We start from the raw sequence: 25,411 nt of genomic DNA on the forward strand, positions 1-25,411 counted from the left end.
GCCTACCAGATCGCAGCGTCGCCCGATTCACTCGTGCGGACACGGATTGCATCTGTTACAGGGGTTACGAAGATCTTTCCGTCGCCTGCACCGCGTTCTGTGCGATTGGCCTTCATTATTGCTTCAACTATTCTTGGGACATCCTCGTCATACGCGAGGATCGTGAAGAGACGTCTGGGAAACATCCTCGTGTCGTCGAGGAATGTAACGATCTGCTCTTCGGATTCATGCTCTTCGATGACGTCGTCCGGTGCCATGCCCTTCAGAATGTCCTTGCATGGCGTGATGATATTCTCGTCATGGACTAGTTTTCCCCGGCCCATGACCCTCATCGCGGTAAAACCGGCGACACCTGCTTCGATTAAGGCACGCTTTGTGGCGCCGGTCTTCTTCATTCGCACGATTGCCAAAATTTCCTTCATTTCAGCACCTCCTGCTCAGAGACCCTTTGTTCCTTTGGAGATCGTGTATGCCTCCTCTACCGGGCTTATGAATATCTTTCCGTCACCGAAGTTTCCGCTGGTGCCGGTTTTTGCGGTCTTTATTATTATATCCGTAATTTTGTCCTTGTCCTTGTCTTCGATGGCAACGAGGATCAGGGTCTTTGGGATCTCGTCGTAGAAGACGTCTCCCATCCTGATACCCTTCTGTTTTCCGCGGCCGACTACGTCGACGACTGTTGCGGCATGAAATCCGCCTGCCGAGAGGTTTTCTAGGACCTCATCCTTCTTTTCGGGCCTGACTATCGCTCTTACGAACAGCATCTTTGTCACTCTCCTGATCTTTGGTTCCTGTTCAGAGTCCGAGGAAACCGTGCTCCATCATTAGTTCTTCGAGGCGATCCTGGCTCATGGGCTTCGGGATGACGAACATCTTGTTGCCGTCGATTGCAGCTGCAAGGCTGCGGTACTCGTTTGCCTGGTTGGATTCGGGATCGAAATCGACGACTGTCTTCTTGTTGATCTCCGCCCTCTGGACGAGGTTGTCACGGGGAACGAAGTAGATGAGCTGCGAGCCGAGTTCTGTTGCAAATGCCTGGAGGAGTTCGAGTTCGTGGTCGACCTTACGGCTGTTGCATATGATTCCCCCGAGCCTTACACCGCCTGTTTCGGCATACTTCTGGATACCCTTGGAGATGTTGTTTGCAGCGTAGAGTGCCATCAGTTCTCCTGAGGCAACGATATAGATCTCCTGAGCCTTTCCTTCACGGATAGGCATTGCGAATCCTCCGCATACGACATCACCAAGGACATCGTAGAAGACGTAGTCGAGATCGTCGGTATATGCACCGAGTGATTCAAGGAGGTTGATCGATGTGATGATACCCCTTCCTGCACAGCCTACACCAGGTTCAGGACCTCCGGATTCAACGCACATAGTCTCTCCGAAACCGGGCTTGAGGACATCCTCAAGGTCTATGTCGTCTCCTTCATCCCTTAGTGTGTCAAGCACCGTCTTCTGGCATAGTCCGTGGAGCAAAAGCCTCGTTGAATCGGCCTTCGGGTCGCACCCGACTACCATGACCTTCTTTCCTGAAGCTGCAAGTGCCGCTACTGTGTTCTGTGTGGTAGTCGACTTTCCGATACCACCCTTTCCGTAAATTGCTATCTGTCGCATGTGTTTACACCCATTGTTTCTTTTGACAAATAGTAAGTTAACATATTGAATATTTATAGCTTATGGAATATATATTCCAACAAGCCACATTTATAGTTTTGTTTTTAGTAAACTGAATTTATTGAATTTAAGTACTTTACTGATGACAAATAATTACAAATCATATAACGAAACTATCCCTCAAAACGATCGTATTTTGCGGAACTAGATCTGCCCTGAAAAGGGCCTGATGGAAGATCGGGTCATGCATAACGATGGATGCCGGTTTTATGAATTTTCTCCGTTCCGGCACCCGCCGCAGGTGCCCGCGTTATGCTAAAAATCAAATATTTTATCATGCTATAGAATAGTAATGGAAGAAAAAAATATGCCTCCTCTTCATTATTTTAAAGAAAAACCAATCCTTTTATACGGTTTTATCGCTTCACTCATATATCTTGTATTCGGACTGGTTCTTTTTGCAGTCACAGAAAATCTGCTGAAATATGGCAATTCCGGGAATTCTTTAAGTTTGTATATCTCTTCAATGTTTTTTCTCATGTCGATAACAGCTTCTGTGCTTGCCGCATACAGGGCGTCCCGTGACCCGGACGGAGAAGTTTTGTCTAAGAAGACGAAGGTAATCTATGGAGTTCTTGCAGCTCTTATCGTTTCTTTATTCCCGGTACTGGTCTACGCTGCACTCGATCTCATCATGCATAACTTTCTGTTCAGTTCTTTACTGGATTTGCAGCTCTATATGACACCCCTTCCTGCTGCAGTTATCGGAGGCCTGGTCGGTTATTTCATTGAAGGAACTTATTCGTGTTTTGGAGATAAAGGGGGCATTAAAAAATATATTATGATTGTATCTGCCCTGCTTCTGCTTGAACTCGCACTTTTCCTGATAATAATATTTGGAGCAACCGGAATGAATTTGGTTCCGTCAGATCCGGGAAGAAACATGAAGCCCTGAATTTTCCAGAAACCAAAATCCATAAAATCCCTCCGGTAAATATGATTGGCTATGAAGGAAGCGGATCATTCTTCTGACGAATATAAAGGCACCGGATATGAAGTCTTCATCCTGCTGTTGTCTGCTCTTTCCGTATTCAATATAATATTCTATCTCCTCCCCGATTTGGTCCCTGCGGCGACGGAGATCGTTGGTATAATCGATCTCTTCATCAGTTTAGTTTTCATGGCTGATTTTCTCTTCCGTTTTTTTACATATGATTCCAAATACCATTATTTCTTTAAAAACTGGGGATGGGCCGATCTCCTATCTGCAGTTCCTTTCCCAATAGCCAAGATCTTCCGTCTTTTCAGGATAATACGGATTGTCTATGTGATGAGAAAGAACGGCGTCGATAAGATCCGGAAAGAGATGTCGAAGAACAGGGCCGAGGTTGCCTTATTCTTCATCCTGATATTCATCATAATAATTATCGAACTATCGTCGGTCCTTGTGGTCCAGTTTGAAAGTGTGTCCCCGAAAGCAAATATTCTTACCGGGGGAGATGCCATCTGGTGGGCGTGCGTAACAGTTACAACTGTCGGATACGGAGATTTTTATCCGGTTACGGTCAAAGGAAGAATTGTGGGTATAGTGCTTATGATCTCGGGAGTCAGCGTTTTCGGAACACTGGCAGGTTTTCTGTCGACCAAACTTGTATCCCGGAAAGAGGATACCCTGCCCGACCCGGAGATTACCGCAAAGATTGGGGAGATTCATTCGCTCTTAAAGGAATGCAGGGGTTTTCAGGACGATCTCTCGTCCAGGCTTGCAGAACTTGAAAATAATGTCCCTGGTAAAGAAAAGAAATAAAATCACATCTCTCCTTTGGCCTTGAGGTGGAGTCTGAAGACCGTGCCGATCTGGTTCTGAAAAAGGTCATAGATGACAAATGATTTGGTCACAGCAGGCCTGAACGATCCGTTCGACATTTTTATAGCTATCTTTGATTTTTCCCCGAAGAAGTTGCATTCCCTGACAATGCTGTTGAACGTATCCCTGTAGGGTTCCCTTGTTGCCGCATTATAAAAGAGCAGATACTTGTTGATAGATTCCCTTGCAGCCCCGGAAATATTGGTGTTTATCATATGTTCTGCATAAGGGTTCAAAAATATAATTCCCCCTTTTTCATCGAGAATGAAGTAGGCGTCCATCTCTGAGAGAGATTTGTATAGAATGACCGCAGGGAGATCGAACTGGTTCTTCTTCTCTTTTTTCTTCATCTCACCCTTTGCAAGAGCGATCTCAATATTCGAGTAGATGTCGTTTGCAGTAAAAGGTTTTGTAATAAAACTGCTCGGCCCTGCCGTGGCCGCTATCCTGAACAGTTCTTCGTTTTTTTCTCCGGAAATAAATATCACCGGGATCCCGAAGAGTGATGTTATGTACCTGGTGGCAGTAATCCCGTCTATCCTCCCCTCCAGGCGGATATCCATAAGGATGATGTCAGGCAGGTGTTTAATCGCCTTATCGAGCGCCTCCTCGCCTGTGGTGACTTTATCGATGATTGTATAATTTCTTTTGCCGAGTACGTCCTCTATAAGCGAGGCAACGAGATCGTCATCTTCGACAATTAAGATTTTTTTTGCATTGCCTTTTATCGTATCTGCCATATGATTAACTCCGTTAATCTGGTGCCGGTTCAGGATATTTCTGGAAAAAATAGCTGGAATGCAATATTTCCTCTACAGGAGCCGGTTTTATCTGTAATTATTATATCTGCTATTAAGATGAAAATAATTCTCATCTATTTTCATGTATCTGATTCTCCCTAACGGGGTGTAAAAGGCCTGATCGGGTTATAATTGAAAAGCGATATATATTTTTCTGCCCGATATACCGGAATAATGAAAAAACGGATGATTGCGGCATTGATTATCCTTATAGCATTCTTCCTTGTAGTTTTATTTTACATCCAGGCAGATTCGGACTACATTTCTGCTCAAAACAAATCCGAATTAGTTCCGGGAGCAGAATCAGCACCCTCAGGCCAGAATATCTCAACTGAATCTGCCGGTCAGGCTGAGAGTCCCGATAATTCTACCGGTTCATATTCGTCGGAAGGTCTGGACGAACTTTTCAGCGAGATTGCATCCGTGGCTCACGGCTACGGTGAATATGTACTCTACGATGAAGATGGAATGCAGATCCTCTCTGAAGGAGACGAAAGAAGTGATATATCATTGTCTTTCGAAAGGACGAAGATTATGGAAAGGATGTATCTCAAAGACCTTTATTCGGGCCATGAATATGAGATATCGCCTCCTGACGGATTCAAATTTCTGCTTGTGAGTGTAACTGCCGCCCCGGTCACTACCCATCTTGAAAGACATACTACTCCTGTAACCGGAAATTTCATCGTAGTGGACCCGTCGGGAAATATCACTCCGAGTCTGAATTTTGCTGAGGGTCTCGGTGCGGTAATAGAAAATGATGTGTCTCATGATACTATGATCAACGGCCGCTTCGTAATCCGGGGTGTGGGTGAGATATATGTGGGGAAGGAGGTATTTTCGTCCCTTAACGCTGTAGAAGGGTCCGGTGCACTTACAGGATGGATAATCTATGATGTGCCTGAAAATTATTCGGTTTCCCCGGATACATATCTTGAGCTTGAACTTGGAGGTGAGAAGGTCTACTGGAGACTGCACGATATTCAGGTTGACGTTCAGGTTATGAAAAACTATGATTCGGGCAGGATTACGGTATCATACAACGGGGGTCCGGAGAGCTATTTCATTCGTGCGATAGAAGCCAAACTGGTAAAAGCGGACGGTTCTGTTGAAAAAAAATCCGTAGAAGCGGCTGAAGATGAGGAGTATCTTCCTGAAACGGAATTCTTCCTTTATGGATCTCCCGGGGAACAGGATCAGTTATCAGTAAAGGTAGTTAGTTCCTATGGGGAGGAATATATAAAGTACAAAAAAAAGATCTGATTTTACATGAAAATCACGTTGTGATTTACATGAAACAGTCCATGAAACCTTTGTTTCATAAACGTTTTTTCGGAATCAAATCTTAAGATACGTGATATTGTCGAAGATCATGAAAACCTGCCCTCTTCCTCCCCGTGTGATTCCTGCGTACATCTTCTCACCGCCGCTCTCCGGGGTGAATATGTAGTGATCTTCGATATTTACCCATGTTCCGCCAGACAGCCCGTTTCCGTCCATATCGGACATGTAATATGTTCCGTCGGATTTGATCGTCATAATCTCCTGAAGGGGCAGACTTTTGTTCTCCCATGTGCCGACGGCCTCATCCGTAAATGCAACACAGCCGCAGGAGATGATCATGATCAGTCCGGCAGCAACCAGCCATTTCATGATGATTCCTTCTCTTCTTCGGACAGTATAAATATTAATTGATCATCCCGGTTCAACATCAGCATAAATTTATGTCGGGGAAAAGACTGATCCGGAGCCGTTGAGTTTTGTTTCAGGTTGCTTTTTGATAATTGCAGTTCAATAAATCTCTGAACGATATGGCTGACGGAAAGATGAGGAGAGATTTTTCTGGGTTTTGAATGCCTTCAGTGCGGCGAATGCTGCAGCTACCTCGGAACGGTTCTAACCATTGAGGAGGAGATCGGCGAGACCGAATTCGTCATATGCAACCAGTATACGGGTGAGAGAAAAAGAGTCAAAATAGACTCCGATAAACTCAACCTATACCCTGACAGGAGCATATTCGAAGAACTTCCCGAAGCCTGCCCCTTTCTCAGGCCCGATCCCGCCAACAACCGAGTCTGCTGCATCATCCACGAGACAAGGACGGATATGTGCAGGAGTTACGGATGCTGGCGCATCCTTATTTTTAACTCAGGTGAAAAGCCCGTGGGGAGGATAACAGGACCCCGGATTCTCAGGACAAATGACGATACGCTCAAAAAGATCTGGGCCGAAAGGATTGAACAGCTTGATCCATCCGACCAGGAGAGATGGGACTCCGAAATGGAACGGATACTTCTTGAAGAGGGTCATTCAACCCGTAAATAAAGAAAAATTCAATTTTTGGCCTTGTAGAAATCCTCTAAGAAAATAGCGACCGAAAGATCGATCGTACAGGAACTCCAATTTTATTTAACCACAAATAGAAAAGGAGTTCCTTAAATAATGTCTGAAAACTGGTACATCAACTTTGTGAAAACATCCCTTGAAGTAATAGATAATTCACATGTACCCCTTCGATCCTCTAAGTTTTCAAAAAAGAAATATACTCAGCACCAACTTCTAACATTAATCATATTAAAAGAAAAGATAGGTAAAGATTATCGAGATTTTATAGAATTACTCCCTAATTTAACAACGATTACCGATATTCTTCAATTAGAACAAATACCTCATTATACAACTCTTCAAAAATTTCTTTCAAGAATTCCTTCACTCACATTTCGTATAATCCTAAAAAATGTGATTAGAAGATTACACCAGAAGGGTAATCAAATCAGGATTACATCGATAGATTCTACTGGATTTACCAGTTCATATGCAAGTTATTACTATTCAAAAAGAATCAATAAAACTCGTAAAAGTTTTATTAAGGCTTCAATTGCTGTTGATTCTGATAAATTAATTATTATGGGATGGAAATTTTCGAAGGTACCGGTACATGACTCTCAACATGCAAAATCTCTCATTAACCAAGTCAGCAGAATAACAAAAACTGATTGCTTCACGATGGATAAAGGATATGATTCTGAAAAGATTCATCAATATATCAGAGATGTTATTGGAGCTGAATCAATAATTCCTGTTAGGAAATGGAATGGAAATATCTACTCTGGAAAGTACAGGAAGGAAATGATTGAGAATTTCAATCAGGAAAAATACGGGCAGAGAAATATGGTGGAGACTGTATTTTCAGTAATTAAAAGGAAATACAAAGAGAATGTCAGATCGAGGAAATATTTCAACCAGATAAAAGAGATCAAAATCAGAATGCTAATCCACAATATGACTCTCTAAAAAAAGAGAGAGGTTTTCTACAGAGCCCAATTTTTAAAATTCAGATGTTGTGCCTTCCCATATAATAAACGCCTATGCAGATCAGGCAGATCGAGATTGCCATCGCAAGGGCGTCGATTGACGACGCCATATCAAGGTCGAGGACTCTCTGGAAGAAAGTTACAATAAGCACCATTATGATGACCTTAAGGATCTTATTCTTAAGATCATCAAGGTTCCTTACTTCTAGAATATTTGTGAAACTTCCGCAGCTCCTTGCAATGTCAATTTGGGAGATGAATAGCTCATATATTCCGAAACTGAATATAAGGAGTACAAGGCCGATCAGGTAGAAGTCGATTGCACCTATAAGTCCGATGAGTATCGTTTCATGTGATAAGTGGGATTCAACTTCAAAAAAGGCCTCGTTGAGGACACTGAAGATCTCAAACGATCCTACGACAAAGAGGATAATCGCACTTATTGCACCGAATATTACCCCGAGGAGCACTATGAACCTCAGGCTCCAGAGAACCCTTTCAAATGAATTTTCTAATTTCTTTCCGAGACCGGGGCTGTTGTCGCTCATTATTTATGCGGCTCCTTTACTTCTAATATCTTTCACCTTGAGGGATATAATACATTGAGAGCGTTGAGAGGCTGTCAAAAGTTTTGAGTTTGAATATGTCGAATCAGTTTTTTCTAATAATATTATGTGTATAACCGGTTTCATCCGAATATTTTCAAGACCGGATTTTCCGCAATTTCATCGGTCTCCATAATTATTGAAATCTGGTTATTGTTTCACATTTTGTGTATTATAAACTTGGAATTTCTGCTGTCGGTTTTGATATATAGTGAAACCGTATATGAGGCAGTCCTTACATATATGATATGAATTGCCTGTCCGGGTGAAAGATCAGGGGACAGGAGCAGGGCATATGAACGGAAAGGATATAGCTGGGATCTTTGCAAGAGTGAGAGCGAACCGGCCTCTTGTGCATCATATTACGAATATCGTGACAATAAACGACTGCGCAAATATTACCATATCTGCCGGTGCTGCACCGGTGATGACCTCGGACAAGGCCGAAGCCGCCGAGATGGTCTCCGCTGCGAATGCTCTCGTCCTGAATATCGGTACACTGACCTCTTTTCAGGTTGAATCAATGCTTGAGGCAGGGAAAAGAGCAAACGAACTCGGGATTCCCGTAATCCTGGACCCGGTTGGTGCAGGGGCCACAAAACTAAGGACTCAGACCGTTATGGAGCTCCTCGACAGGATCGATATCGCGGTAATAAAGGGCAATGCCGGTGAGATTGGCACGATCGCAGGAATAGAGGGCGGTGTTCGCGGTGTAGACTCGTGCGGTGTCCTGAGCGATCCCGAAGAGACCGTACGTGCATGTGCCGAGAGCCTGAATACAACAGTCGTAATGAGCGGCCCGGTCGATATAATCTCCGACGGGAAGAAAGTGATGCTTGTAGAAAACGGCGTTTCCATGATGGGAAATCTCTCGGGAACCGGGTGCATGGGGGCCTCCCTCACAGGAGCTTTCGCTGCAGTGGAAAAAGACTATGCCATCTCTTCAACGGCAGCCTTTGCAACTTTCGGAAGAGCCGGCGAACTCGCAGCCGTGAAGTCTAAAGGTCCATATTCGTTTCGGACTGCCCTTTTTGACGAGCTTTTCAGCCTGAATGAAGCCGATCTCGCGGAACATGCAAAGGTGAGGGCGAAGGATGCCGTATGATCTTTATGTCGTAACAGACAGGGAGATCGGTCGGGGGAGAACCCACCAGGAGATCGCCCTGGAGGCTGCTGCCGGAGGGGCGGATGTCATCCAGTTCCGGGACAAAACCCTGCTTATCCGGGAATTTATAGAAACAGCAAAGGAAATAAGGGATATTACATCCGCTTCGGGGGCCATGTTCATAGTAAATGACAGGATCGATGCCGCCCTTGCGGTGGGGGCCGACGGCGTTCACCTCGGGCAGAACGATATGACTGCCGATTGGGCAAGGAGAATATCCCCCCCGGGTTTTATCATTGGAATCTCAGTCGGAAACGTCGCTGAGGCGATTGAAGCGGAGTCAGCCGGAGCCGATTATGTTGCATTGAGCCCTGTCTTTTCAACAGTCTCCAAGGATGATGCAGGGCCGGGTCACGGGCTGGAGATGCTTTCTCGAATCCGGTCGAATGTTGATATCCCCGTGATCGGGATAGGGGGTATAGGATTGCATAACGTGAAGGATGTTCTATCGGCAGGTGCGGATGGTATCGCGGTAATCTCCGCCGTTGCCGGTGCAGACGATATCAGGTCGGCAGCAGAAGAGATGAAGAAAATAATTGCAGTTGAGAAAAGAAAGAACGGTCTTGGCTGATCCAGTTGTGATACTTCAGAAAGCCTGTAATATTCTCTTAAAAAGAGCAGGATTTAAGTAATAGGCATCTATTATTTATTGTGACTCCTTTCGACCTGATCCTTTGGCTGATCTATTTTTTTATCGTCTCGTCGATGTTCCAGATCGGCCTGAATCTCGGGGTAAAAGAGATACTCGATCCGTTCAGAAAACCCGGTGTGCTCGTTAATTCTCTTTTGCTGAACCTTATCGCGATACCTCTCGCAGGTGTGGGGCTTGCGATTCTCCTCGGTCTTGACGGAGTCGCCCTCTTCGGATTTTTGATAATGGCCTGTTCGCCCGGGGCTTCATACGGGCCAAAGATAATCGAGTTCGCCGGAGGGGACGTAGGGCATTCGATAGGCGTCATGTTCCTCCTGTGTATGATCGCGATAATTTCCGCCCCGCTTACGGTCTTTCTGCTGGTACCAGGAACCGGCAGTATCGATATCTGGCCGGTAATTCAGACGCTTGCAATAATACAGGTGATCCCTCTCTTCTTCGGTATGTTTTTGAAGGCGAAGAGGCCGCACCTTGCGGAGAGGGCATCTGGCCCCGTCTTCTGGATCTCCAATATCTCTGCGCTTGTAGTCGTGATTCTTGCATTCGGACTGAAGTTCTTCTCGGAATCAGAATCCTCCCTCGCGGGAATTATCGGCATACGCGGGATCCTTGCGATCGTCCTGCTCGTGTTCATATCCCTTGCAGCGGGTTACTATCTCGGGGGATCGGCGGAGGGGACTAAGAAATCGATGGCGGTCAGCACCTCTATCCGCAATGCCGGTGTGGCATTTCTTATAGGTGTGGGGAGTTTTGAGGATGGCCACGGCGTTCTCTCTGTAATCATCCTCTATATCTTCTTCCAGACCCTGATCACCGGGCTGCTTGCCGGGTGGTGGGGGTGGAAGAATTTCAAAGAGAATGGTATGGCTGAAACGGGAATCAGTTCGTGAAATTCCATTTATTTTTTCCAAATATCTTTATACATCGCCGTGAATAATGGATTCATGAAGAAAGAGTACGGGATGTACCTTGCATATATTTTTCAGGCTTTAATCGCCCTGAACGTGATACATGCTTTTCTGATCGGGCAGTATGAACTGATGTTTACCGGCCTTCTGATGTTTATACTGACACTGGTTCCATATATCATCGCCCGGAAGATGAACGTGAACTTCCCATGGTTCGTATATCTCCTGATCGCAATGGCACTGTGGTTTCATACGGCCGGGTACATACAGGGCTATTATACCACCTTCTACCCGTACTATGACAAGATCGCCCACCTCGTATCCGGTACGACAGTCGCTCTTCTTGGGTTCCTCGGCGTCATCTTCCTCGACAAGTACTGGAATATGAACCTGAATACCCCCTTCATCATCGGATTTACCATAATATTCGGCATGGCCCTTGCGGGTTTCTGGGAGATCTATGAATTCCTGATCGATACCTTCTTCGGTGGATCTATGGCCGGGCTTATGCAGCACGGCAATACGGATACTATGCTCGATATGATATTCGTCCTGACCGGATCGATCATAGTCTCGATATTCGGGGTCTTCTATTTCAGGCACCACAGGAAAGAGGATATCACAGGATCGATCGAAGGGACGAAATAATATTTGATTTCACCAGGGGGGCATCAATATTAAAAAAAATAATACGATGAATTCCGGCAAAAAACACCCCCGGTTATTAAAGAATCGTGTTTTTGTCGCCGGATTGATTATTTTAATATTAATTCCGGGCTTTGTGGCAGGCGCCTGGTATTACTTTAATCTCCAAAGTAATCTCCAAAAAATTTCTGACCCGGGTGACTTTTCCGGACAACGATACTCTTCCGGATACGGGTATTACAGCCCTCAGGAATTTTTGGAAGGGTCCGGGTACTTTGATCTGGTTTATTATATCGACAACGGGTCGTGGATAATGCCGGATAACATTAACGATGCCATTCATTTCAATGTCAGCGACCCGGAAACCGGCACCTTTGTGGAGGGCGATTACACACCTGATTTCTCCATCGTCAACGATACCCTTTATCTCGATATTTTAGTAGTCAACTGGAACGATTACTCACATAAGGGATCATGTTACCAGATCTCCGATTCTTCATCAGCCTATCTTTACTATAATGACACGGGCTATGACTGGGAGAGTTATCACCGTGCCCTTGATGTATTGTCTGTCAGTGAATATAACAAATCGATCGGGACCGGGGAATATGATGAAATTCGGATCTGGTTGCCGGTTTTCGGGTCTTTTGTCACTCCCGTGAAAACCACGGATTATCCGGATTATATCGACTGGGAGTATATCTTATTTGAAAGAAACCGGAATGGCTCTGTTTGTCCGGTGAAAGTCCCTGTTCAGACCGCGATAGCGTGTAATATCGAAGTTGTCCGCTGAGAGCAAAAGATGGCGAAAGGATTTTGTGGTTATTGATCACCTGTGGATCTTCTTCAGAATCCATGCCATATTTATCCCGAGGGTCTGCATGGTCTGCATACCTTCGACATCGTTCTCCACATCCCCGGGTTCGAGCCCGAGGCCGAGATTCCAGTTGGATGATCCAACGGTTATCATACTGCTGATTCCGAAGAAGTGATTGATCGTATCGTATGCATGAATGCCTCCCGATCTCCTCACGGCGATTACTGCGGCACCGATCTTTCTGGCAAACATTCCCCCGTTGACCATCCCGACGAATCCTGCCCGGTCGATCAGCGCCTTTACTTCTGTGGATACATCGGCAAAGTATGTCGGCGACCCGATGATGATACCGTCGGCTTCTTCCATCTTCCTGATGCAGTTGTTGACGAAATCATCGTCGAAGACACATTTTCTGTCCTGGTTTTCCATGCATTTCATGCAGGCGGTGCACCCGTGGACTTTCTGTCCTCCGATATGGATGATCTCGGTATCTATACCTTCCCTTTCAAGCTCTGTGAGGACTTTTTGCAGGAGTATCGCCGTGTTCCCGTCTTTTTTCGGACTTCCGTTAAATGCTACGACTTTCATAATCTATCTTCCCTGATTTTGATAACGTCACGGTTCTTAATATAACTGACGCCGGAGGAATCGACGGCCGGTCGGTCATACAAAGAAATCAATATTTCCCACCCGATCCAATAATATGTCAATGGACTCCGGGCTGGTGGCAAAAATATGAAGATTGGAAGGCTTGAGGATCTTGGTTCCCTCCGGGGAACTGCTCTTTTGCGCGTGGATTTCAATTCCCCGATTGATCCTTCGTCGAATATGATTCTTGACGACAAGCGCTTCCGCGAGCATGCGCCGACGGTAAAGGCGCTTGAGGACTCAAAATGCGTTATTGTGACGCACCAGAGCAGGCCGATGAAGAAGGACTTTACGAATCTCAGGGCACATGCCGAAAGGCTTGAGCGCCTGATTGGCCGGCCGGTCGACTATATCGACGATATATTCGGTGCATGTGCAAGAGATGCCGTGAAGACAATGGACTACGGCGAAGTCCTGATGCTCGAAAATGTCAGGTTCAATTCGGAGGAAGTCCTGACGATGGACGGCGAGGATGCCATGAAGACGCATCTTGTAAAGGGGCTCTCGGCAATGGCTGATTACTATGTATTCGATGCATTCGGAACCGCCCACCGCTCACAGCCCACAATCGTCGGTCTCCCGAGGGTGATGAGATCGGTCGCCGGCCTTCTGATGGATAAAGAGGTATCAACTCTCTCAAAGGTTCTCACAGATGCACCCGGCCCGGTCACCTTTGTGCTCGGAGGAACGAAGGTCGACGACTCTCTTGCAGTTGCCAAAAACGCTCTTGAAGCAGGGATCACCGATAATGTAGTCTTTACCGGAGTCGTTGCAAATGTCGTGTATCTTGCCGAAGGAAAGAAGATCGGAAAGCCGTCGACGGATTTGGTACACTCTCTCGGTTATGATAAGGAGATCGAAGTTGCTGCAGAGCTCCTCAAAAAATATTCAGACAGAATTGTAACCCCCGACCATGTCGCGGTGAAGGAGGACGGAGTGCGTGCCGAGTACCCGCTCGAAAATATGCCGCAGGACAAGGGAATAATGGATCTGGGGATAGAATCGCTGGCTGAACTTACGGGGATCATATCAAACTCAGGGACTATTGTCCTGAACGGGCCGGCTGGTGTTTTTGAGGACGAGCAGTTCTCTGCGGGAACATACGAACTGATACGGGCGTCGGAGAAGGCGGAGTTTTCGGTCGTTGGAGGAGGCCATACTGCGGCTGTCATCGAGAAGATGGGCGTCGCCGACAGGTTCAGCCATATATCGACCGGTGGCGGTGCCTGCATAGAGTTCCTGACAGGGAAGAAACTCCCTGCAGTCGAGGCTCTCGAATATTCAAAAGAAAAATTCTGGTAGTTTTCTTTTTTCTTCATTTTTATTTTACTATTGAGGGAGGGGAAAATTCCCCCTCCCTATGCCCCCCAAATCACGATAAGTCGCAAAGAGGGGACGCTAGTCCGTCCCCTTTTGCTCCCCGAAGGGGCTTTGCCCCTTTCGAAACCCTAGGTGTCTTTGGAAGAAGGATCTTTCAAAATCAATATTTTTATTTTCCAGCACTCTTCCCGATCGAATCCATAAACCTGTCCCTGATCTCTTCAGGTGTAAGCGCGAGATTCGGAGCGTCCGTGTTTCCCGGTTTTATGATGACGTGAATGAACGAGGGGCCTTTACCGCGGTTTAAGAATGCCTCTTTCAGCTCTTCGGCGGTTCTAACTTTTATAGTATTCTTAATCCCTGCCCCTTTTGCGATGAGTTCGAGGTCGCAGGTCGTCCACGAGTGAGTAATCTGCATGCCGGTGCTTCCGAACGCACCGTTGTCAAGGGCCACAATCGTCAGGTTGTCCGGTTTTTCCGCCGCGACAGTCGGAAGAATCGCGGTTCCGAGAAGGCTCCCGTCGCCGTCGATTACAACAACATCCTTGTCCTGCCCTAATGCGAGCCCGAGCCCTATGGGTGTTGCCTGTGTGTAGCTGCCGAGCATGTAGAAGTTTTTAGGCCTGTCTCCTGCGGCATGCATCTCTTTGCAGGGGACACCGATGTTCACGACCACTGCTTCATCTTCCAGTTCTCCGGCGATGACCGAGATCGCTCCGGCACGGTTCATGACAGGCTCTTTAATGCTGCGGTTATACTCAAATCTGATTTCACGTTCGCGGGGAGGGAACGGTTTTTCGGCACAGCCGCCGTTTCCTTCCTCCCAGAGTTTCGGGAGGATAAGGATAACATGGATCCCGCCGTTTTCAAAAGAAAGCCGAATGGCCTCCCTGATCTTTTCCAGGTCACCCGATCCTTTGATTATTGTATGTGAGATCCCCATTGCATCGAGAATTGCCGGAATTCTGCTGTTGAACGGGACCTGTGCGGCGATCTTTTCATTGTATACCCCCCGCCAGCTTGCGATTATAGGCAGCGGAAGACCGTAAAGAGATGTCAGCGACATCATCGCATTGAGGGAATTTCCGAGACCCGAGCTCTGCATCTGGAGAACGTACCTGCGCCCCGCAAGAGCAAGACCTGCGCAGACCCCGACACCGTCCTCTTCGCGGTTGATGTTTACATAGTGAAAGTCTTTCTCCAGCAGTGCACAGAGATCCTTGGTTCTGTCGCACGGAAGGGATACGACGAATTCGATCCCCTCTTCACGCAGTATCGATTCAATCTTTCTTTCAGGCATATTTCCTCCTCCACTCCGTAATCTTGTCTTTTAGTTCGTCTGCTTCATCCAAACTCCGGAGAGAGGCGGAAGGCCTGACGGGTATCATGTCGAGGTCCTCTGCCGCCCTCCTGTATCCTCCGCCTGTGATATTGAGCAGGATATTATCATCCCTGTTAACATCTCCGGATTCCACCGCACTTATGAGCGATGCGACACATACTTCAGCAGCAGGATCGAGGTCGGGTCCTTCGAGGTCCATAAAGAGCCTTCCTGCTTTTTTCGCATCCCCGCTTTTCACTCCTCTCATTATACCGTTTGTCCCGCTGAGAGCGTCGAAGAGGCCGCCGGTAATTGAATACGGGGGGTTTCTGTTCGTGAGCACAGTTGCGTATGTCTCCATTGCTGCCTCCTTTCCCCCGGGCATATCCTTCTCAGGAATAATCTCCCTTCTCCTCTCAGCCCATGCATTTACCATCGGCACGAACGGTTCATTCTGTGAAAGATAAAGCCGGGGCAGGCGGTCGCCGAACCTTCCGTCGGCAAGAAGCCTCTTTCCCATCTCCCATGCGGCAATCCCGCCCGTCCCGCTGCCTACGGCCTGGAAGTACCAGTCCGGCATCTTTCCTATGGCCATGGTTCCGTCGAGCATCACCGTTCCCATGCCATCCCTCCGGGCCGGATTCTTTGCACCGCCTTCGGATATCACTCCCGGAACGGTGCAGATCTCGTTGCCCAGTGCGATTGCATCTGAATAATCACCTTCGATTGTCACGAGAAAGACCGAATCGCACTCCCTGGTCGTCCAGATGCTGCCCGCCGCTTTTTTTGGGACTGATATTATCACAGGAGTCCCGGTTCCTGCTGAAACTTCTGCAAATGCCCGTCCTGTGTTTCCTGCCGACGAGATCTGGAGGATTCCGTTCTTCAGCCTCTCCTTTATCCTGAGCATCGTCGGAACGGCCTCCAGCTCCTTGAACGAGCATGTCCTGATAAAAGCCCTCTTCTCAGGCCAGTAGCCGTTGAAGGTAATGTAGAGGTTTTTAAGCCCGAGGTGATCCGCAAGACCTTCGCTACGGTAAGTTGCGGGGCATGTGTCCGTCTGTGTCCACCCGGAGACGGGGAGCCAGTCGTGATATCTGAACATTCCGGGGAGATCGCGGACAGTGATCTGCTTTGCCGAGTAATCGGCATATACCAGACCATTGCAGCCTTTAATGCATGTATTGGTATAACAGTCGTCGATCGCCTCTCCGCAGACAGGGCACCGGAGTATGTATTCGCCCATATTACATACCTCCCAGCGTGAATTTGCCCGATTCAATCTTTTCCTTAAGATTCGAGCATATCTGCTCACCTTTCCGTCGGTCCGACTGCCTGAGAACGACAGGGATCTCCTTTCCGTTGAGTGCGATCGACCCGGTATCCATCGAATAGACCTCCCCTATGCAGGTGGAGAGGCATGCCCCGCAACTGAGGCATCTTGAAGTTAGAATTCCGCCTCCGGGCATGATCGCATCGGCAGGACAGTGCTCCTGTGCGGGACATTCCCCACAGAGGAGGCATTTTGTTGGATCTACCGTGATATGCCGGCCGGCCGACTGCCAGATCCTCCCGTAGTCCGAAAACCCGAGTGTCCGCCTGTCAAAGACATCCACAATAGGGAGCAGGATCTCCTCGTCGAGCACTGATAAGCGTGCGATGCATTCGTTGTCGATAACCGGAATCGCGGCGGCTATCGATGTAATGCATTCAGGTCCTGCGGACGTTTTGAATTCTCCCATAAATTCAGGGTTCATTCCTGCCATACCGGCAGAAACCGAAAGGTTCGGTTTTTCAGAACTGCTTCTCGTTCCGGTACCAAGTATCAGTCCTTCTGCACCGTTCAGCAGAACTCCTGCACCGGATCTGAGGAACCTGGTATCGGGATCGTTCTGGAGGGGGTTGATCTCTCCGCATCCGCTGACCGTCGCCTGTGTGAGTCCGCCTGATAGAGGCAGGACGGAGAATATGGTGTTCACGGGATCTTTACCCGAGTTTACGAATGCCGAGTAATTTTTGAATGCGCTTCTCGACGTGATCATCCTGGCATAATGAAGTTCGTCGCCGTAAACCGTGCATTCAAAGTTTTTTCCTCCGGCTTCTGTTTGTACCTCAATCTCTTTTTCTGCTGATGCGATGTCCCTGAAGAGATTTCCTCCCCCGTACGAGTTTGATGCGTGGGATGTGCCGTATACTACAAGATCTACCTGCCCCAGCCCCTCGTTCGGGCACGGGCCAGGGAAGGCAGGGACACCGTTCAGTGTTATGGAGTCGGCCCTGCGGAACGTCCCCGGCTCTGCGACAGGAACGCTCAGTATTGCCATCGTTCCCGACATGACCCCGCACGTTCCGCAGGTGACAACATCGATATCATCGGGCGAAAGCCTCTCGCCGTCGCGGACTTTCTTCTTGAACTCCCCTGCTGTGAGCACGACTGCAGTTCCATCCCTGATCTTTTTATTGATCTCTGCGACAGTCTTCACCATATCCTGATATCCTCCACCCTTGTATGTATACCATACCTGTTCTCAAGCACCATATTGACAACGCCAGTATGTGCAAGATTCATCATGCAGAAGCCCGGCAGGAATTTTTGTCTCCTTCCGAATTCCGGTTCTTTGTTTATTGTCTGTGCGACTCCTTCGAACCCGATGATATGATAGGCGGAGATCGATTTAACCTCATCCTCCTTCTCCCTTGCAAGTAGCGGCGAGACGACATGGCAGGTCAGGAGGCCTGTGAGATAGTCAGCTTCGATGACCGAGAGTACGTGCTGGACAGGGCACCCGGCGCCCGTCGGCCTGCCGAGGACGAGATCGCCTTTCTTTATCTCAAGTTTTTCAGTCATATCGGGCCTGAAAGGAAGGACGATCTTCCTGGCGGAAGGTTCCCTTGGCAGCGGGTGGAGGATGAAGTCGAACGGATCCCCGTGAATATCACGATCCCCGTAGTTTGCTGTCAGTATTGATTCCGGCGGATTATTCAAATCCGGGCTCTCTCTATAGAACGGGCAGTCCGGTTTTTCTTTCTTTCCTCCCGCGAGCATAAGAACAAACTCCTCGCATGTCGAAGCCCCGCATGCCCCGCAGTTCTTTCCCGGCGGAATCCATTCACCCGGATCCGTATTTTTCATGACAGTCAGTCTCCCCTGAAGAGGAAGTCCGCACCTTCAAGCTTCCTGATTACCCCGAAGTGGTTCTGCCATCCTATATCCTTCTTCCCGACGCAGATCGTGCAGACCCCGAGAGGCGGTGCCCCTTTGAGCGTGATCTTCTGCGGGTCGGAGATCTCCTCCTGTTCGTCTATCGCCCTGAAGAGGTACCTGAGCCCGGTTCCCTGCACTGCGTTGGTCTCGACGATATCGAGCCCTTCGTTCACCTCGCGGATCTTTTCCCTGAAGACCTCCTTTTCAGCCTGAGAAACGAGATCTGTCCTTGTAACAACGGCGATATCAGCGAGGGCCAGCATTGCGCTCATCTTGAGCGGGGTGTTTACCCCGGATATCGAACTCAGGACAACTATTCCGAGCGACTGGGTAGTATACGGCGAGCAGCGGAGGCACAGTCCCGCACTCTCCACTATCAGGAGATCGGCGCCTTCGGACTCGGCCCACGATATCGCATCGCTTATGACCAGTATCCCGACATGGTCCGGGCAGACGTCCCCCGAGTATACCTTCTTTGTCAGAATTCCGAACTCTCCTGCAAGCTCCTCGTCCTCAAAGGCCCTGACAACGTCGATCTTCAGGTATGCACACCGTTTTTCCCCCGAATATTTCCTTATCACCTGTTTGACCACAGCCGTCTTTCCCGCTGACGGCGGCCCCGCGATTACGATCAGTTTCATGCCGGATTTACGCTCCTGATAATCTCGCCGGCACGGATCAGTTCTCTCAGCCTGCACAGGGTCCGGTCCATCCTTATGATCTCTGCAAGCGCATCCCTCTCCTCTTCTCCGGGTTCGAGGATACGTTCCACGGCCCCGTTCTTCATAACAATCCTTTTTGCAGAGAGCAGTGAGACGACCGGGTCGTGGGTAACGAAGATGAGCGCCTTATGGTGCGTTTTCAGGCATTCGATCACTTTTTCCTTGAATATGCCTGCATTTTCGATCTCGTCGAGAAGAATAATCGGTGCATTTGAGATCATTATGGCATCTGCGACCATCAGGGACCTTGTCTGTCCTCCGGAAAGCGAGGTCATCCGGACTTCGGGAAGGATCTTCTCGCCTGTAAACTCATTCGCAAGGGCGATCGTCCTTTCGACTATTTTTTCGTCCTCTATCTTTCTCGACCTGACATGCATTTTGAGAAAATCCCCGGCCGTCATATCTGCAAGACATTTTGTATTCTGGGTGATCAAAGCAACGGGTTTCTTCGCCGGGTCGCGGACGAACTCTTCAGGGGCAGGTTCGCCGTTCACGAGAACTGTACGGCCTGTAACCGTGTCCCTGTGCGCAAAGATCTCTATGTCGTTTATCAGGGCACTCTTTCCCGATCCTGTCGGTCCTACTATAGATATCGTGTCGCCCGGGCATATGGTGAGGGAGCTGAAATTTTCCGTCATCCCTTTCCTGTTCCTGCCGGGAAGTATCGTGATATCTTCTATTGTCAGGGGGTCCATGTATCAGTATTAGCAGGCTATTTCTTAATATAGATCATTTAAGGCAAAAATTAAGATACTATAGGGAAAATTTTTAATTTTATTTTACCTTTTATGCAAATAAATCGCTACGGTTTTTGAGCTGGTTGTGTGAAGTCGTTTAACCTCCGGGTTAAACCATCCAATCGATTCCGTTTATACCTTTTATAACCCGGTCCTTACTATTTAGAATTGTATTTCGGGAGTTCTTACAGGCTGGAAAGATGAATTAAGGAATAAGATATGACAGAAACCTGTTTAATAAGGGGAGAGATGAAAATGGAGCTTTCCGGTGCTGACGTGGCAACAGGCATCGCAGAGGATGAATACATAGAGTTCGGAATATCACCGTTCGACGAACTTCATGAGATTGAATTGTCGATTAACGACGCCCTTGACAGCTGTGGAGGAGATATTCTTCCTGCGCTGTATCTGCTCAACTACTGCAGGAATCTTGTGGAAGACGGTGACATGGAGGAGTACATCGAGGCATGCACTCTTCTGTCAGATACTTGCAGGAGCCTTCCCGGCAACAGGGGCGGAAGACTAAGGGCCGTCGGTGACTACCTGGATTTTTGCATAGACTGATGGCAGATATTTTGCCTTTACAGGAAAACACTTAATATCTATTTTTCTCAATTGTATGTCATGTTCTCGCAAAGGATATTCCAGGTAGGTTTTAAAACCGCACTGCAGGAGGAGATCGACAGGAAAGGCGTAAGCATCCGTGAACTTGCAGAGAGAGCTGGAATTCCTGTTGCAACACTCTACAAGATAACTTCGGGAGAGCGCGATCCGCGGTTTTCAACTGTGCAGGCAATCGTAAATGCATTGCAGCCCCAGGATTCCGATTTTGTTGCCGTTATAGCGGCCAAGTTCCTGCTCGACGATATAGAATCAAGCAGGCCTGATGTGGGAGCAAAGAAGGTGAAGGTTCGCGGCTATCCTGCGTATACGATGGAAGAGTGCATCATCTCAGCGGTCAGGGCGGAAAAGGACGGTGCTCTCGGGATCGTCTGTGCCCCTGTACTTGCGTCGATGATCGAACGTATAGTCGAGATCCCGGTCGTAATTATGAAACCGCAGGCCGAGACGATAATCGAGGCTTTGAAGACACTCGACCGGCGGCTTGAAAAATAATTTTTATTTTTTATCTTTATCTTATCTTTCCGCAACTGCGGGCGGCCTGTACCCTTTGAGCATCAGCGAGAGCGAAATAACCGTGACCGAACTGAGCACCATGGCGGCGCCTGCATACTCCGGTCTGAATATAATTCCGTAAAACGGGTAGAGGACACCTGCGGCCACCGGGATCAATGCCGTATTGTATGCAAAAGCCCAGAAGAGATTCAGCTTTATCCTTCCCATGACCTTTCTTGAAAGCTGAATTGCGGCTGCGACATCTCTCAGGTCGCTCTTCATCAGGACTATATCGGCGCTCTCCAGGGCGATATCCGTTCCGCTTCCTACAGCTATACCGACATCGGCCTCGGCAAGGGCCGGGGCGTCGTTTATGCCGTCTCCGACAAAGGCGGTCATGCCGGATTCCTCCCTGATCTTTTTTACCTGTGCGGCCTTTTCACCGGGCAGGACGTTTGCATGTACGTCGTCGATCCCTGCCTCCTTTGCAACAGAAAGTGCAGTGATCGCGTTGTCCCCTGTAATCATCGAGACCGAAAGATCCATTGCTTTTATCTCCGATACGGCCTTTCCTGCCGAATCCTTTAGTACATCGGATATCGCCAGGACTCCGACGATCTTTCCGTCAGCTGCAACCGTGACCGTTGTCTTTCCTGCACTCTCGTAGGCCGCAAGCGTTTCTTCCGTCTTTTCATCTATGACAGCGCCGCTGTTCGATACAAAGTCGCGGGTTCCTGCAGTGACAGCCTTCCCGCCTGCTGTTACCTCCACACCGCCGCCCGCTTCGGACCTGAAGTTTTCCCCCTCAGGAACTGCGATCTCTTTGTCCTTTGCATAATCGAGGATCGCCTTTGCAATAGGATGTTCGGAGAAGTTTTCGGCTGCGGCTGCAAGGCCGATCATCTCTTTTTCTTCCATGCCGAAAGAGGTGATGTCCGTGACCTCGGGTTTTCCCCGTGTCAGAGTCCCGGTCTTGTCGAATACTATTGTCTTCAGCTTCTCCGATATCTCGAGCGCCTCGCCGTTCCTGATAAGGATTCCGAGTTCAGCCCCCCTTCCGATTCCTACGGTGACGGCGGTCGGAGTAGCGAGACCGAGTGCACACGGGCATGCCACGACTATAATCGATATGAAGACTGTCAGTGCAAAGAGAGTGGTCGAACCGAGTAAGAAATACCAGATCGAGGACGCAACTATTGCTATGAGAAGTATAACGGGTATGAACCACGCCACGGCGACATCCGCGATCCTCTGGACCGGTGGTTTCGTTCTCTGGGTCTCCTCGACGAGGCTTATGATCTGCGATAAGACCGTGTCCTTTCCTACCTTTGTAGCTGTGAATGCGACCGATCCCCCGGTAAGCAGTGTTCCACCTGTTACCGTGTCGCCCTGTTTCTTCAAAACAGGCACCGGCTCTCCGGTTATCATAGACTCGTCGACATACGCCTCTCCTGAGAGAACTGTTCCGTCGACCGGGACCCTGCCTCCCGGTTTGACGAGGATCTCGGCTCCTTCCATCAGGTCTTCTGCAGGAATCTCGACATATTCGCCGTCTTTCTTCACGAGGGCTTTTGCAGGTTTCAGGTTCAGGAGCTTCTTTACAGCATCGTTCGTTCTTCCTTTTGCATTTGCCTCAAGATATCGTCCCAGTGTCAGGAATGCAGTGAGCATAACAGCGGTCTCGTAGAACATGAAATCGCTCGTGAGAACGATCCCGAAGGTGCCGAATACGGACGCAATATATGCCGTTCCTATACCGAGGGCGTACATCACATCCATGCTGAGCGTCCTGTTTCTCAGGGAGATGAATGTTGCACTGAAAATGGGGTATGCAAGATAGATCAGGACTGGTGTGGAGATTATGAACATCAGGAGGTTTACGGGTATGAACGCCGAAAGCCCCGAGTACATTATTGCAATAAGAACTGCGGCGGTTCCCAGCCCTAGCACAATTCTCACGAGCTTGTTTTTCTGCTCCTTTTCGAACTCCTCTTCCTCTTTCTCTGAAGAAAAGTCCTCTTCAGTGCCCATGTACTGGAAACCTGCCGATTCGACTGCAGTTTTGAATTCTCTTTTATCCGTATCCCCTGGGATATAAGATATTACAGCCGAGTTGTCGACAAGGTTTACATCCGCGGACATAACGCCGTTGACTTTTTCAAGTGCAGTTTTTACGCTTCCGGCGCATACGGCACAGTGCATCCCGCCGATCTTGATCTTCTGTTCGGCAAGAGATACTCCGTATCCGCTCTTTTTGATTGTCGACTCTATATCCCCCAGGCTTATTTTTTCCGGGTCGAAACTTACCTGTGCGTCCTCTGATGCGATACTTACGGAAGCCGAATCAACTCCTTCAAGCTTCTTCAGTGCTGATTCGACGTTCGCAGCACATGCTGCACAGTGCATCCCAGTGACCTTAAGAGAGGTCTTTTTTACCGGTTTTTCAGACATACGCTCTTCTCACTTAATAATAATGATTCCTCGTATGGAAAGTGCTTCTTAAGACTTATTATATATTTTGTACCTGTTCTCCCTTCATTAGTCAGGATCATTATCTGCCCGCCGCAGTTATCAATGAGACTCCATATAAGACCCATTCCGTGGCTTTTTTTACCTGAACTGCCATTTTCAGCCAGGTCTCCCACGTTAAAATCCTCGATGATATCATTTGGGATGCCTGGTCCGGAGTCCTCGAAGAAAACAGATATTTCGGATCCCTCTTCGTATTCAGGTACCGAGATCCTTACCTCTGTTCCGGCACCGCAGTGTTTTTTTACATTGTTGAAGAGGTTGTAGAATACGGAGCCAAGCAGATCGTCTGCTACGACCATGCAGCCGAAATCCCCGATGGTTATATCGAGGTCGGGATAGTTTTCGGCCTCTCTGCATATCAGAGGCCTTAATTCGACCGGCTTTAAATCGTGGCAGTTCTCATCGGATCGTCTCATAGCCTCGGTATTTTCAATCAGGTGTTTGACGTTTCCGATAAGATTTCTCATTCTCCTCTCCCACAGAGACTGCTCTTCTTCCGGATTTCCATCGATCTCAAGGCATCCGGTTTCTACCATGATCATATTTCTGATATCGTGCGTCAGAATATCGAGATAGAATTCATTTTTACTGATCTTTTCCCCGGCATGTTCGTTTTTATCTTCTTTATACTCATGAAATTCAGTAAAAAATCCGAGAAATTCCATCTTTTCATTGATGTACGGTGCTGCGTGAAAGAGGATTGGGATAACTTCACCGTAGCTTGTTACGATGTCGAGCGGATAATCCCGCAGGTTGTTTTCTTTTAATGCGATGGCGAGAGCGGATTTTGCGTTTTCATGATCCCGGAATAGCACTGCAAGATCCTTTCCTTCGATCTCGTCCTTCCTGTATCCTGAAAGCTTTTCCATCGCCGAGTTGATATCCATAATTTTGTAACTGTCGTCGATTGTGAGAAGCGGATCGATATGGGATTCAATGAGCCTGTTCTTGTATTCATTTGCTTCGGAAAGTGCTTTTTCAGATCTTTTTTTCTCTACTGCAAGTAGGACTTTGTGCGTGAGTTCGGCGAAAAGGGCTTTGAGATCTGTGCCTTTCTGGATATAATAATCGGCACCGCTGTTCATTGCCTCTATCACAACCTCTTCACGACTCCGGCCCGTGAAGATTATGAACGGTATGATATTTCCTTCCTCTCTGATCTCTTTCAGGAAATCCAGTCCGTTCATATCCGGCATCTCATAATCGGATATTACGGCTTCGAAATTTTGTTCTTCAAGTTTCAACAGCCCCTCCGCTGCTGAATTTCCTGTGGAAACTCTGAAATAACCCGTTCTTTCAAGGAATATTTTTGTAATATCCAGGACCTCGGGATCATCGTCCACTATGAGGATATCAATCATGTTATTGAGTTTTAAGGATTAGGTTGCGATATATGATGGCCAAAAAAAATTTGTTTTCA

At 48.0% G+C, this 25,411-nt stretch carries 28 protein-coding genes and 1 pseudogene; 14 read left to right on the plus strand and 15 right to left on the minus strand.

Annotation, left to right across the window (positions count from 1 at the left end):
- Nucleotides 1–2 precede the first annotated feature (2 nt).
- Genes MPET_RS01320 through nifH form a run of 3 tightly spaced genes read right to left on the minus strand, consistent with a single transcriptional unit; the run spans nucleotide 3 to nucleotide 1,617 of the window.
- On the minus strand, nucleotides 3–422 hold the full coding sequence (locus MPET_RS01320; protein ID WP_013328218.1) for a P-II family nitrogen regulator: 420 nt from the start codon (nucleotides 420–422) through the stop codon (nucleotides 3–5).
- Nucleotides 423–437: 15 nt separating this feature from the next.
- On the minus strand, nucleotides 438–764 hold the full coding sequence (locus MPET_RS01325) for a P-II family nitrogen regulator (protein WP_013328219.1): 327 nt from the start codon (nucleotides 762–764) through the stop codon (nucleotides 438–440).
- A 31-nt stretch (nucleotides 765–795) separates the two neighbouring features.
- Nucleotides 796–1,617 (minus strand): nitrogenase iron protein, encoded by an 822-nt coding sequence (gene nifH / locus MPET_RS01330; RefSeq protein WP_013328220.1) that lies wholly within the window; start codon nucleotides 1,615–1,617, stop codon nucleotides 796–798.
- Between the two features lie 352 nt (nucleotides 1,618–1,969).
- On the opposite strand from nifH, the gene MPET_RS01335 reads away from it, so the two are divergent.
- On the plus strand, nucleotides 1,970–2,572 hold the full coding sequence (locus MPET_RS01335) for a hypothetical protein (protein WP_048130473.1): 603 nt from the start codon (nucleotides 1,970–1,972) through the stop codon (nucleotides 2,570–2,572).
- A 51-nt stretch (nucleotides 2,573–2,623) separates the two neighbouring features.
- The gene (locus MPET_RS01340; RefSeq protein ID WP_013328222.1) at nucleotides 2,624–3,424 is read left to right on the plus strand and encodes a potassium channel family protein; all 801 of its coding nucleotides are present in this window, start codon (nucleotides 2,624–2,626) and stop codon (nucleotides 3,422–3,424) included.
- Between the two features lie 2 nt (nucleotides 3,425–3,426).
- On the opposite strand, the gene MPET_RS01345 is transcribed toward MPET_RS01340, so the two are convergent.
- The gene (locus MPET_RS01345; protein WP_013328223.1) at nucleotides 3,427–4,224 is read right to left on the minus strand and encodes a response regulator; all 798 of its coding nucleotides are present in this window, start codon (nucleotides 4,222–4,224) and stop codon (nucleotides 3,427–3,429) included.
- 234 nt (nucleotides 4,225–4,458) lie between these two features.
- Here MPET_RS01345 and MPET_RS01350 point away from each other — a divergent pair, with 234 nt between their 5' ends.
- Complete coding sequence (locus tag MPET_RS01350) at nucleotides 4,459–5,547, plus strand: hypothetical protein (protein ID WP_013328224.1); 1,089 nt, start codon at nucleotides 4,459–4,461, stop codon at nucleotides 5,545–5,547.
- Nucleotides 5,548–5,622: 75 nt separating this feature from the next.
- Here the strand turns inward: MPET_RS01350 and MPET_RS01355 are convergent, their stop codons facing one another.
- A complete protein-coding gene (locus tag MPET_RS01355) occupies nucleotides 5,623–5,937 on the minus strand; it encodes a hypothetical protein (protein WP_013328225.1) in 315 nt (104 codons plus the stop codon).
- 249 nt (nucleotides 5,938–6,186) lie between these two features.
- Here MPET_RS01355 and MPET_RS15570 point away from each other — a divergent pair.
- The 3 genes and pseudogenes from MPET_RS15570 to MPET_RS01365 form a co-directional block, all read left to right on the plus strand.
- Nucleotides 6,187–6,348: pseudogene (locus MPET_RS15570) on the plus strand (YkgJ family cysteine cluster protein); the annotation flags it as partial.
- A 99-nt stretch (nucleotides 6,349–6,447) separates the two neighbouring features.
- Nucleotides 6,448–6,609 (plus strand): hypothetical protein, encoded by a 162-nt coding sequence (locus tag MPET_RS15430; RefSeq protein ID WP_225353838.1) that lies wholly within the window; start codon nucleotides 6,448–6,450, stop codon nucleotides 6,607–6,609.
- A gap of 117 nt (nucleotides 6,610–6,726) precedes the next feature.
- Nucleotides 6,727–7,578 (plus strand): IS5 family transposase, encoded by an 852-nt coding sequence (locus tag MPET_RS01365; RefSeq protein ID WP_013328226.1) that lies wholly within the window; start codon nucleotides 6,727–6,729, stop codon nucleotides 7,576–7,578.
- A 40-nt stretch (nucleotides 7,579–7,618) separates the two neighbouring features.
- Here the strand turns inward: MPET_RS01365 and MPET_RS01370 are convergent, their stop codons facing one another.
- Nucleotides 7,619–8,146, minus strand: coding sequence for a YqhA family protein (locus tag MPET_RS01370; RefSeq protein WP_013328227.1), 528 nt, complete (start codon nucleotides 8,144–8,146; stop codon nucleotides 7,619–7,621).
- Nucleotides 8,147–8,498: 352 nt separating this feature from the next.
- Between MPET_RS01370 and thiM the strand changes: the two genes are divergently transcribed.
- From thiM to MPET_RS01395, 5 genes are all read left to right on the plus strand, one after another.
- Nucleotides 8,499–9,308 (plus strand): hydroxyethylthiazole kinase, encoded by an 810-nt coding sequence (thiM, locus tag MPET_RS01375; protein WP_013328228.1) that lies wholly within the window; start codon nucleotides 8,499–8,501, stop codon nucleotides 9,306–9,308.
- Complete coding sequence (gene thiE / locus MPET_RS01380) at nucleotides 9,298–9,939, plus strand: thiamine phosphate synthase (RefSeq protein WP_013328229.1); 642 nt, start codon at nucleotides 9,298–9,300, stop codon at nucleotides 9,937–9,939. The genes thiM and thiE overlap by 11 nt, the downstream gene beginning before the upstream one ends.
- Nucleotides 9,940–10,019: 80 nt before the next feature.
- Nucleotides 10,020–10,910, plus strand: a complete 891-nt coding sequence (locus MPET_RS01385) for a bile acid:sodium symporter family protein (protein ID WP_013328230.1) — start codon at nucleotides 10,020–10,022, stop codon at nucleotides 10,908–10,910.
- Nucleotides 10,911–10,964: 54 nt separating this feature from the next.
- The gene (locus tag MPET_RS01390; protein ID WP_013328231.1) at nucleotides 10,965–11,576 is read left to right on the plus strand and encodes a hypothetical protein; all 612 of its coding nucleotides are present in this window, start codon (nucleotides 10,965–10,967) and stop codon (nucleotides 11,574–11,576) included.
- A 310-nt stretch (nucleotides 11,577–11,886) separates the two neighbouring features.
- Complete coding sequence (locus tag MPET_RS01395; protein ID WP_187287569.1) at nucleotides 11,887–12,366, plus strand: hypothetical protein; 480 nt, start codon at nucleotides 11,887–11,889, stop codon at nucleotides 12,364–12,366.
- A 36-nt stretch (nucleotides 12,367–12,402) separates the two neighbouring features.
- Here MPET_RS01395 and MPET_RS01400 read toward each other — a convergent pair whose 3' ends face one another.
- Entirely contained in the window at nucleotides 12,403–12,978 is a 576-nt protein-coding gene (locus tag MPET_RS01400; protein WP_013328233.1) for a flavodoxin family protein, read from the minus strand.
- A 147-nt stretch (nucleotides 12,979–13,125) separates the two neighbouring features.
- Here MPET_RS01400 and MPET_RS01405 point away from each other — a divergent pair, with 147 nt between their 5' ends.
- Nucleotides 13,126–14,340, plus strand: a complete 1,215-nt coding sequence (locus tag MPET_RS01405) for a phosphoglycerate kinase (protein ID WP_013328234.1) — start codon at nucleotides 13,126–13,128, stop codon at nucleotides 14,338–14,340.
- A gap of 187 nt (nucleotides 14,341–14,527) precedes the next feature.
- Here MPET_RS01405 and comE read toward each other — a convergent pair whose 3' ends face one another.
- Genes comE through MPET_RS01435 form a run of 6 tightly spaced genes read right to left on the minus strand, consistent with a single transcriptional unit; the run spans nucleotide 14,528 to nucleotide 20,301 of the window.
- A complete protein-coding gene (comE, locus tag MPET_RS01410) occupies nucleotides 14,528–15,658 on the minus strand; it encodes a sulfopyruvate decarboxylase subunit beta (RefSeq protein ID WP_013328235.1) in 1,131 nt (376 codons plus the stop codon).
- Complete coding sequence (locus MPET_RS01415) at nucleotides 15,651–16,925, minus strand: cysteate synthase (RefSeq protein ID WP_013328236.1); 1,275 nt, start codon at nucleotides 16,923–16,925, stop codon at nucleotides 15,651–15,653. Before MPET_RS01415 ends, comE begins: the two co-directional genes overlap by 8 nt.
- 1 nt (nucleotide 16,926) lies before the next feature.
- Complete coding sequence (locus tag MPET_RS01420) at nucleotides 16,927–18,165, minus strand: methanogenesis marker 16 metalloprotein (RefSeq protein WP_013328237.1); 1,239 nt, start codon at nucleotides 18,163–18,165, stop codon at nucleotides 16,927–16,929.
- The gene (locus MPET_RS01425; protein WP_013328238.1) at nucleotides 18,159–18,812 is read right to left on the minus strand and encodes a (Fe-S)-binding protein; all 654 of its coding nucleotides are present in this window, start codon (nucleotides 18,810–18,812) and stop codon (nucleotides 18,159–18,161) included. The genes MPET_RS01420 and MPET_RS01425 overlap by 7 nt, the downstream gene beginning before the upstream one ends.
- A gap of 5 nt (nucleotides 18,813–18,817) precedes the next feature.
- Complete coding sequence (locus tag MPET_RS01430; RefSeq protein WP_013328239.1) at nucleotides 18,818–19,525, minus strand: GTP-binding protein; 708 nt, start codon at nucleotides 19,523–19,525, stop codon at nucleotides 18,818–18,820.
- Complete coding sequence (locus MPET_RS01435; protein ID WP_013328240.1) at nucleotides 19,522–20,301, minus strand: ATP-binding cassette domain-containing protein; 780 nt, start codon at nucleotides 20,299–20,301, stop codon at nucleotides 19,522–19,524. The genes MPET_RS01430 and MPET_RS01435 overlap by 4 nt, the downstream gene beginning before the upstream one ends.
- Before the next feature lie 291 nt (nucleotides 20,302–20,592).
- Here MPET_RS01435 and MPET_RS01440 point away from each other — a divergent pair, with 291 nt between their 5' ends.
- The gene (locus tag MPET_RS01440) at nucleotides 20,593–20,907 is read left to right on the plus strand and encodes a hypothetical protein (protein WP_148222170.1); all 315 of its coding nucleotides are present in this window, start codon (nucleotides 20,593–20,595) and stop codon (nucleotides 20,905–20,907) included.
- 60 nt (nucleotides 20,908–20,967) lie between these two features.
- Nucleotides 20,968–21,459: a helix-turn-helix domain-containing protein gene (locus MPET_RS01445; RefSeq protein WP_013328242.1), complete on the plus strand. Its 492-nt coding sequence runs from the start codon at nucleotides 20,968–20,970 to the stop codon at nucleotides 21,457–21,459.
- A 21-nt stretch (nucleotides 21,460–21,480) separates the two neighbouring features.
- Here MPET_RS01445 and MPET_RS01450 read toward each other — a convergent pair whose 3' ends face one another.
- Both MPET_RS01450 and MPET_RS14320 read right to left on the minus strand, forming a co-directional pair.
- Nucleotides 21,481–23,910 (minus strand): heavy metal translocating P-type ATPase, encoded by a 2,430-nt coding sequence (locus MPET_RS01450; RefSeq protein ID WP_013328243.1) that lies wholly within the window; start codon nucleotides 23,908–23,910, stop codon nucleotides 21,481–21,483.
- Nucleotides 23,892–25,352, minus strand: a complete 1,461-nt coding sequence (locus MPET_RS14320) for a response regulator (protein ID WP_013328244.1) — start codon at nucleotides 25,350–25,352, stop codon at nucleotides 23,892–23,894. The genes MPET_RS01450 and MPET_RS14320 overlap by 19 nt, the downstream gene beginning before the upstream one ends.
- Nucleotides 25,353–25,411: the final 59 nt, after the last annotated feature.

The sequence above is a fragment of the Methanolacinia petrolearia DSM 11571 genome, from assembly GCF_000147875.1.
Classification (GTDB): Archaea; Halobacteriota; Methanomicrobia; order Methanomicrobiales; family Methanomicrobiaceae; genus Methanolacinia; species Methanolacinia petrolearia.

Coding starts and splice junctions, on each gene's coding strand:
- thiE (WP_013328229.1), top strand. CDS start 9,298: ATGCCGTATGATCTTTATGTCGTAACAGACAGGGAGATCGGTCGGGGG.
- MPET_RS01445 (WP_013328242.1), top strand. CDS start 20,968: ATGTTCTCGCAAAGGATATTCCAGGTAGGTTTTAAAACCGCACTGCAG.
- nifH (WP_013328220.1), bottom strand. CDS start 1,617: ATGCGACAGATAGCAATTTACGGAAAGGGTGGTATCGGAAAGTCGACT.
- MPET_RS01320 (WP_013328218.1), bottom strand. CDS start 422: ATGAAGGAAATTTTGGCAATCGTGCGAATGAAGAAGACCGGCGCCACA.
- MPET_RS01450 (WP_013328243.1), bottom strand. CDS start 23,910: ATGTCTGAAAAACCGGTAAAAAAGACCTCTCTTAAGGTCACTGGGATG.
- MPET_RS01415 (WP_013328236.1), bottom strand. CDS start 16,925: ATGGGCGAATACATACTCCGGTGCCCTGTCTGCGGAGAGGCGATCGAC.
- MPET_RS01440 (WP_148222170.1), top strand. CDS start 20,593: ATGAAAATGGAGCTTTCCGGTGCTGACGTGGCAACAGGCATCGCAGAG.
- MPET_RS01405 (WP_013328234.1), top strand. CDS start 13,126: ATGAAGATTGGAAGGCTTGAGGATCTTGGTTCCCTCCGGGGAACTGCT.
- MPET_RS01390 (WP_013328231.1), top strand. CDS start 10,965: ATGAAGAAAGAGTACGGGATGTACCTTGCATATATTTTTCAGGCTTTA.
- MPET_RS01335 (WP_048130473.1), top strand. CDS start 1,970: ATGGAAGAAAAAAATATGCCTCCTCTTCATTATTTTAAAGAAAAACCA.
- MPET_RS01365 (WP_013328226.1), top strand. CDS start 6,727: ATGTCTGAAAACTGGTACATCAACTTTGTGAAAACATCCCTTGAAGTA.
- MPET_RS01400 (WP_013328233.1), bottom strand. CDS start 12,978: ATGAAAGTCGTAGCATTTAACGGAAGTCCGAAAAAAGACGGGAACACG.
- MPET_RS01395 (WP_187287569.1), top strand. CDS start 11,887: ATGCCGGATAACATTAACGATGCCATTCATTTCAATGTCAGCGACCCG.
- MPET_RS01425 (WP_013328238.1), bottom strand. CDS start 18,812: ATGAAAAATACGGATCCGGGTGAATGGATTCCGCCGGGAAAGAACTGC.
- MPET_RS01370 (WP_013328227.1), bottom strand. CDS start 8,146: ATGAGCGACAACAGCCCCGGTCTCGGAAAGAAATTAGAAAATTCATTT.
- comE (WP_013328235.1), bottom strand. CDS start 15,658: ATGCCTGAAAGAAAGATTGAATCGATACTGCGTGAAGAGGGGATCGAA.
- MPET_RS01350 (WP_013328224.1), top strand. CDS start 4,459: ATGAAAAAACGGATGATTGCGGCATTGATTATCCTTATAGCATTCTTC.
- MPET_RS01325 (WP_013328219.1), bottom strand. CDS start 764: ATGCTGTTCGTAAGAGCGATAGTCAGGCCCGAAAAGAAGGATGAGGTC.
- MPET_RS01345 (WP_013328223.1), bottom strand. CDS start 4,224: ATGGCAGATACGATAAAAGGCAATGCAAAAAAAATCTTAATTGTCGAA.
- MPET_RS14320 (WP_013328244.1), bottom strand. CDS start 25,352: ATGATTGATATCCTCATAGTGGACGATGATCCCGAGGTCCTGGATATT.
- MPET_RS01355 (WP_013328225.1), bottom strand. CDS start 5,937: ATGAAATGGCTGGTTGCTGCCGGACTGATCATGATCATCTCCTGCGGC.
- MPET_RS01420 (WP_013328237.1), bottom strand. CDS start 18,165: ATGGTGAAGACTGTCGCAGAGATCAATAAAAAGATCAGGGATGGAACT.
- MPET_RS01340 (WP_013328222.1), top strand. CDS start 2,624: ATGAAGGAAGCGGATCATTCTTCTGACGAATATAAAGGCACCGGATAT.
- MPET_RS01430 (WP_013328239.1), bottom strand. CDS start 19,525: ATGAAACTGATCGTAATCGCGGGGCCGCCGTCAGCGGGAAAGACGGCT.
- MPET_RS01435 (WP_013328240.1), bottom strand. CDS start 20,301: ATGGACCCCCTGACAATAGAAGATATCACGATACTTCCCGGCAGGAAC.
- thiM (WP_013328228.1), top strand. CDS start 8,499: ATGAACGGAAAGGATATAGCTGGGATCTTTGCAAGAGTGAGAGCGAAC.